Origin of the sequence: Flavobacterium sp. (assembly GCF_050696275.1) — a bacterium.
In the GTDB taxonomy this organism is placed as follows: Bacteria; Bacteroidota; Bacteroidia; order Flavobacteriales; family Flavobacteriaceae; genus Flavobacterium.
Map to the genome: position 1 here is coordinate 1 of NZ_JBOGUT010000055.1, position 7,103 is coordinate 7,103.

Below are 7,103 nucleotides of genomic sequence, written 5' to 3' on the forward strand. Positions count from 1 at the left end.
ATAAAAAAGGTAAAAAAAAATTTAAATGGGTCAAAGAATTACTCTTTGGAGATTGGATCGGCTTATATACTGATACACAGGGACAACCAATCTATGAAGAGATTAAAGGTATTCAGTATCTTAAGGTACACGGCAGAAATAAAGATGGTTTTATAAAACCTTCTGAAATACAGCATAATAAAATATTAGAAGTGAATTTTGTTGATGTGGGACAGGGTGATGGATGTCATATCGTCACACCTGAAGACGACCATTATATTATTGATGCCGGCCCCAAAGACAATATGTTTCGTTTTTTGACATGGAGGTATAATCTTAAAAAAACAGGGAATTTTCCTCCTCCGATGACAGTAGTGATTTCTCATTCAGATGACGATCATTATATGGGCTTTACAAAGATATTCGAACATACTAAGGAAGGACGCAAAACTTTCTCCATAAAAAAAGTGTATCATAACGGTATGATTGAAAAAGGAAGTAGCGATGAAGCGAGCCTGGGCACCTTAGTTATAAATGAGTCCATTCCCTACATAACTGATTTGTGTGATACTAATGAACAGTTCAAACAAAGAGTAACTGATAATCCGCAATTAAATGCAAATTATATTAATATGCTTTTAAAAACAGATGCGGAAAAACAAAGCCTACGTGCTGGCTTTTCTCCTTTAGGAAGTCAAACAGCAGTTATGGAGTTACTGGGTCCCGTTGCGGCAAATATTATGGGAAAACCAGCATTGCCTGTTTTCAAATCCGACAAAGGGAAAACTAAAAATGGGCATTCTGTTATTGTAAAACTCTCCATCGGAAAAATGAGGATTCTATTAGGAGGAGATCTGAATGAGCCGGCAGAAGATTACCTCATAAAGCACTACACAGGTGTTGATTTAGAACCGTTAAGAAAGAAACTTTTATCAGAATCACCAACCGTAAGAGACAATGCTAAAGAGTCTATAAAAATAGCTGTAGAGGATGCTAGACAAACATTTCAGGTCGATATTGCAAAATCCTGTCATCATGGTAGCTCGGATTTCACAAGTGAATTTATGAATGCCGTCTTTCCTTTAGCAACTATTATATCTAGCGGTGATGAAGAGCCTCATTGCCATCCCCGACCTGATACACTGGGCACTATTGGAAAATATAGCCGGGGAGAAAGAGCATTAATATTTTCCACAGAACTATCACGATCGACCCCAGAGTTTCTAAAGCAAATAAAATCAACTGCTTCTTCATCTTCGGATAAATCTATTACAAAGGAGCGTCTTGTTACTGTTTACGGAATGATAAATGTACGTACCGACGGCGAAAAAGTAATTATTGCACAAAAGCTCGAAGCACCAGCAACAAGAGGAAGTTGGGACATTCATGAACTTCACTGGGATAACAGTATCAATCAATTCATATACAAATTTTAATAATCCAGATATAATTATCCTTTGTCTGTTTTAATCAAACTGTACTCTGTCCATTTTTTGTTGATGGATTACGCTTGTTTTAAATCTATGCATCCTTACTTTTTTTATCCTGGGTCTTTGGTACCAAATGTTGCAGGTCCGGATCATTTTTAATTCGCTCGATTTCATCCGACACTATCGTAATAATATCCTGTTTAATTTGTTTGTAGTTCGCTTCAATTTCAGCTTTCATCATATCTTCTCCCTGTTCATTTACGAAAGAAAGTATCTCTGGGATTTTTTGATATGTTTTGGTTTCAGCAGCGACTTTTTCATTATCTACCACAATCTCCGCATGAAAAATCTTTTGTTCGATACGTTCATCAAAATTATCCGAAACAGCACCTACAAACATTCCCTGAGTCAGGGTAGAGATTTTGGAAGCGGGTATAAGGCTTTCTAATTGTGTGGAAATGGAGGTTGATTTATCATTCCTATTGATTGTCATACTTTGACGTCGTTGTAATATTTTGCCAAAACGTTCCGAAAGACTTTTAGCCGTTTCACCCACAACCTGTCCGCTAAAAATATTCCCTACTGTATTTTGAATTACTTTACTCTCCTTATCTCCATAATCCCTTGTCAATTGCGAATAATCCTGAAACCCTAAACATACTGCCACCTTATTGCTTCTTGCTGTGGCGATCAGGTTGTCCAGTCCGCGAAAATATATAGTTGGAAGTTCATCTATGATTACGGAACTTTTGAGCTGTCCTTTTTTATTGATGAGTTTTACAATTCTGGAATTGTACAATCCCAGGGCAGCGGAATAAATATTTTGTCTATCCGGATTATTGCCCACACAGAGTATTTTAGGTTCTTTAGGGTTGTTAATATCCAACGAAAAATCATCACCTGTCATTACCCAGTACAACTGTGGAGAAATCATCCTTGATAAGGGAATTTTAGCCGAAGCAATCTGTCCCTGCAACTGGTCCTGTGCCCCGCCTTGCCATGCGTCCATAAACGGGGAAAGATAATTCTCCAATTCCGAGTATGAAGTAAGGATAGTAAAAACATCTGCATACTTTTTATTGAGTAGTTCAATAGCATGCGGAAAAGTGCAATATTTTCCATTTTCATAGATTTTTAAAAACCAGATAATTGCCGCCAAAAGGATAATCGGGCTTTCCACAAAAAAATCGCCCTGCTTCTGTATCCAGGAACGGTTCAGGTTCAGCATAATGGTATAGGCTGACTCATAAGCATCGGATATATCAGTCATGAAATCGGGATTGATTGGATTACAACGGTGGCTTCTTCTCGGGTCATCAAAATTGATTACGTAAAACTTTGGTTTGACTTTATATTTGTCAGTATGCTTCAACAGATGGTTATACGCAATCGTGGAAAGATCATCAAACTTGAAATCATAGATATACATCGAAAAGCCTTTTTCGATTTGTTGTTTAATGTAATTATTTACTATGGCATAGGATTTACCGGAGCCGGGTGTTCCCAATACGATAGTCGCCCTGAAAGGGTTTACAATATTAATCCAGCCATTGTGCTTTTTTTTTTGATACCAGAATTTGGTCGGCAAATTGACAGAATACTCATTTTGCATCAACTGAGTTTCCTGCATGAAACTTTCATTTTCAGTATTAAAGACATCATCCATTAGGTTGTTTTTGAGTAACCTGCTCATCCACACTCCTGCTATCATTAAGGTTATATAACCTAATGAAGTGGTCAGAATATATAATGATGCAGCCATGGATGCGGACAATTCAAGCAATGCTGTATTGAGAAAAAAACACACAAAACCTATTGTTAAAACAGTATAAATTTTGCGCCATGTAATTTTTTCATTTTTCACCCCCTTAGTCCCCAAACAGCTTAAGGCAAGTAAAACCAAAGCAAAAATTTTAGTGTAAAGTATATGAGAAAACAGGCCTGATGTACGCTGAAAGTTACCTAATATTTTATTGATGATATCCAGTGTCCAGCTCCGCTGTAAAAAGAACCCATAGCAAAACCAATAAAAGTGCATCAGTACCAATAATATGCTTACTGAACGCATAAAAGCCATTATTTTAGCCAGACCTCTTAAATCGTCTTCTCCCTGCATTTTCTAATTATTAAATGTTCGGGCGTGAATTTAAAAGTTGTGGAGCATGGCTATAAAAATGTGGCAGTCATTGGAGGTGTGCGGCAATGTTTGGCGCTCAAGTGGTTCCAATCAGGTTTAGGTTCTACATGACTTTTTTTATTAAATTTATAGTCCTGAAAATTATTTTGGGTATCTCATCAATTTAAATATCAACATTAAAGAAAAAATAATATGAATTACTATAGTCCTGATATTGAACCAAATGAAAGTGAGCAAGAATATGAATCCCGGAAAAATGAGGAAAGTAAATCCGCAACAGGCTTAATGTTTGGTATTGTTGAGGTTTTTATTTTGGTCTTAAAAATGGCCGCTATTTTCGGTATTTTCTTTTATGCCGGATTTTTACTGTCACAAAAGATGTGGGGAGAAGAAACCAATAAATTTAAAATTTTAGGGGTTGCTACACTATTTACTTATCTCATTTTCTGTATCATTTATTTTCTTAAAGGAGCCATCATTGGATTACGTGCTAAGAACCATAAGTTTTGGATATTACCATGGGCAATCTGTGTGTTATTATGCTGTGTTGTTCCCGCATTTATAATAAAATCAGTGGTTGTTAGTATGTTCAGTCCAATAAACCGACAAGGTATATTGTGTATTGGACTTAGTTGGGGGGCATTTGTACTTTCTTTATTATACATTTATGATATTTATCAATTCAAGACGCCAACTGCACCGAAGATTTTGCACTGGAGTTATGCTTGGGGACAGAAAATATCTTCATAATTGGCAACGAAAAATAATATTTATCATAATTATAGTTCTAATGATTGCAATATTATTGTCAATATTATTGATGAGTTATTCCTAAACCAAATTTAGACTTCAGGCACAAAGAAAGCAAAAACGGAAGTACGATGATTGTACTTCCGTTTGTTCCAATAACGCCAAACCGCTGGCTGGAATTTTTATTGCTATGCCAAGTCAGTGAATCTAAAATATGCAACAACTGCTGATATAATAAAAACTAAAATCAACATTGGAAACATTTTGTATTCTTCCTTTCTAGTGTGAACAAACATACCTGCTACCATAATTAAGCAAAAGGAAGTAGCTGCCATAGGTGTCAAAATCGGAAAAATACCTGTAAGCCAAGGTATTATAATGCCAATACAACCTAATAGCTCAAGAAACCCTAATATTCGGATTGGCATTATAGAATTGTTAGATTTTAAATGCCCATCTGCGATGTGTTTTTCTTTGCTGCCAGTAATTTTTCCATAACCTGGCATAATGAAAAAAGCAGAAAGAAGTCCCTGCATTATCCACAAAATTGTATTCATTTTTGTTCTTTATAAAGTTAAAAATAAGTTTTTGAAAACGTTGATAGATGAGCATAAAAATTGATGCCATCAAAGAATTCAAGGCTGCTCTCCAAGAAATTTTGTTTAAATAAAATCTCTTTATTTTTAAATTATGATTAATCTTTTTTCGGTTGGTTTAACCAAAGATTGATATCTTCCATTTTATGGGTTTATTAATGGTAAAGTATGCAAAGATAGGAAAAGTTTATTTCATTAAAGTTTAGCAAAAAGGAGGGTTTAAATTACTTCTGACCTCTATTATGTTTTCTTTTCTTCTTTATCTTGTTGGTAAAATCAATCTCCTCGTAATCTTCTCCTTTTGCTTCGGGGAGTAAACTGCCCAACGCTTCAATCAAACCGTCTTCATGCTTATCTAGATTTAGAAAGTCGAACAAATGATGTAGTTTTTCAACCGATAAAACCTCGATATTGTTTGATTGTGCTATTTTAGTTTGAAGACTAACAGCTTCTTCCATTTCTGATTTGATATTATGATTCCAATGGTCATTAAAAATATTGGCGGAAAATTCTTTTCCTAAACGGGAGCCGTTCCATACTATTTTAGAATTATGGTCAACAAAGGTAATACCATAAATGCGCTCCGTATCATTTCGGCGAACAACTATACTAATCCCTCTTTCCGTTAATTGTTTTTTAAAATCTTGTTCATTAGTTGTGGATTGTAGTGCTGTTTCAATTGTTGTCTTGATTGGTTGCCTTTTATCATTTTGTTTGAGTACAGTCTTAGACTCTTCAAAATGATTTTGAAGCTGCTGGTATCCAGCAGTTTTTCCAAAAAGAGAGGCTTTAAATGGATTACTAGTTTTTTCTTCGCTTTCATTCAATGCAAAATAGACTAATCCGTTTTTGGATTTTCCGTGTAGTTCTCCTTTCACTTCTTCAACAGTAATATTGAAAAGGGATAACAACGCATTATATTCCCCTAAACTTTGAAACTGATAATATTTTGGGAGATAACGTACAACTGAGGCAATATGACTTTTAAGGTCATTGGTTTTATAATCTACGGGATTAAATGTTTTCTTATTTTGTTGTTGCTTATTCTCTGTAGGTATTATCAATCCATACTTTTTTTCTAAGTCACGACACACATCCATGGAACGCATTCGTTCATAACTGTCTGAAATCTTCCTGCCCTCTTCATCCACGCAAACTGATACAATATGTATATGAGTACGCTCAATATCCGTGTGTTTGAATACAACAAAAGGCTGTTTGCCATATCCCATTTTTTGCATATATTCCTGAGCAATAACATTAAACTTTTCATCACTGACATTGTCTTTAGGGTCAGGATTGATGGATATATGCAGGACTGTTTTCTCGGTTTTGCGATTAGCTAACAGGTATGGCTCAAAAGAGCGGAACATTTGAGCGACAGAATAATGACCATCAGATGTTTCCAATATCTTATGGGTAAAGAGAACCTCAGCATTTTCTTTCTCAACTTTGAGCTGGTTGTAGGAAAGTACGCCTTTCAAATTTTGTCCCCTGCCAATTTTAGCTACCATTTTACTCGTTATTTTTTAAATATTTTACTTCAAATTCTCCAGTAAGCAATATAATTTGTTGACATAATTTTGCCATTTCAGCGGTTTGTTTTTCCAATTTATAAAGATAAGCACTGGCTTTTTTTTCCGAAAAATTGCGATAAAGCAGCTTTACAATCTGATTATAATTCACTCCAACGGAACGGAATTGCCCATACAAAGTGGTTAATCGCATATAATAATCCATTGTAACCTTGTCTACTTTGATGGTCTTAATAGTCTTTTGAAAGATACAGGCAGTAATAAAATGCGCCATTACATTCATTTGTGATTGTTCAAAAAGAGAAAGAAAACGGGCGTTTTCCTCAGTATTCAATGATATGGAATAACGGAAAACGGCAGGATCCTTTTTAGGATTGCGCCCTGATTTCCTCAACGGTCTGTTATTACTTTGGTCCATAAAAATCCAATTATAATATTATAAAACATCGACTTTGGAGAATGTTTTCCAGCTCTCGGCAGAGCAAGTTGTTTTGAGCAGCGGAATTCATTTCCAGCAGCTCAAAACACAACTTGCTCCTTTCTGGTGAAAGGAAAATCCGCCCTTCCAGGCGGATTAATGTTAGCAGGGAAAAACGGCTTGACACCGTCCTGCATACTGCCAGATTTGTTGGCATGTGTTTTCATAAACCCAGTCGATAAATCCCTTTTGCAAAGT

6 protein-coding genes are annotated in these 7,103 nt (G+C 35.6%); 2 read left to right on the top strand and 4 right to left on the bottom strand.

Going from position 1 to position 7,103, the window contains the following annotated elements; genetic code table 11:
- Nucleotides 1–1,415 (top strand): ComEC/Rec2 family competence protein (locus tag ACRDEC_RS16725; protein WP_431499513.1); only part of this gene is annotated, 1,415 nt, incomplete at its 5' end.
- Between the two features lie 85 nt (nt 1,416–1,500).
- Here the strand turns inward: ACRDEC_RS16725 and mobC are convergent.
- Nucleotides 1,501–3,525 carry a conjugal transfer protein MobC gene (mobC, locus tag ACRDEC_RS16730; RefSeq protein ID WP_431499514.1) on the bottom strand — a complete coding sequence of 675 codons (2,025 nt, stop codon included), beginning with the start codon at nt 3,523–3,525 and terminating at the stop codon, nt 1,501–1,503.
- Nucleotides 3,526–3,738: 213 nt separating this feature from the next.
- Here mobC and ACRDEC_RS16735 point away from each other — a divergent pair, with 213 nt between their 5' ends.
- Nucleotides 3,739–4,296, top strand: a complete 558-nt coding sequence (locus ACRDEC_RS16735) for a hypothetical protein (RefSeq protein ID WP_431499515.1) — start codon at nt 3,739–3,741, stop codon at nt 4,294–4,296.
- A 188-nt stretch (nt 4,297–4,484) separates the two neighbouring features.
- On the opposite strand, the gene ACRDEC_RS16740 is transcribed toward ACRDEC_RS16735, so the two are convergent.
- The 3 genes from ACRDEC_RS16740 to mobA form a co-directional block, all read right to left on the bottom strand.
- Entirely contained in the window at nt 4,485–4,853 is a 369-nt protein-coding gene (locus ACRDEC_RS16740; protein WP_431499516.1) for a DoxX family protein, read from the bottom strand.
- A 263-nt stretch (nt 4,854–5,116) separates the two neighbouring features.
- Nucleotides 5,117–6,406 (bottom strand): conjugal transfer protein MobB, encoded by a 1,290-nt coding sequence (gene mobB / locus ACRDEC_RS16745; RefSeq protein ID WP_431499517.1) that lies wholly within the window; start codon nt 6,404–6,406, stop codon nt 5,117–5,119.
- Nucleotide 6,407: 1 nt separating this feature from the next.
- Nucleotides 6,408–6,845 (bottom strand): conjugal transfer protein MobA, encoded by a 438-nt coding sequence (mobA, locus tag ACRDEC_RS16750; protein ID WP_431499518.1) that lies wholly within the window; start codon nt 6,843–6,845, stop codon nt 6,408–6,410.
- Nucleotides 6,846–7,103: the final 258 nt, after the last annotated feature.

Excerpts from the sequence above, each read along its gene's own strand:
- ACRDEC_RS16735 (WP_431499515.1), top strand. The coding sequence starts at position 3,739 with ATGAATTACTATAGTCCTGATATTGAACCAAATGAAAGTGAGCAAGAA.
- mobB (WP_431499517.1), bottom strand. The coding sequence starts at position 6,406 with ATGGTAGCTAAAATTGGCAGGGGACAAAATTTGAAAGGCGTACTTTCC.
- mobA (WP_431499518.1), bottom strand. The coding sequence starts at position 6,845 with ATGGACCAAAGTAATAACAGACCGTTGAGGAAATCAGGGCGCAATCCT.
- mobC (WP_431499514.1), bottom strand. The coding sequence starts at position 3,525 with ATGCAGGGAGAAGACGATTTAAGAGGTCTGGCTAAAATAATGGCTTTT.
- ACRDEC_RS16740 (WP_431499516.1), bottom strand. The coding sequence starts at position 4,853 with ATGAATACAATTTTGTGGATAATGCAGGGACTTCTTTCTGCTTTTTTC.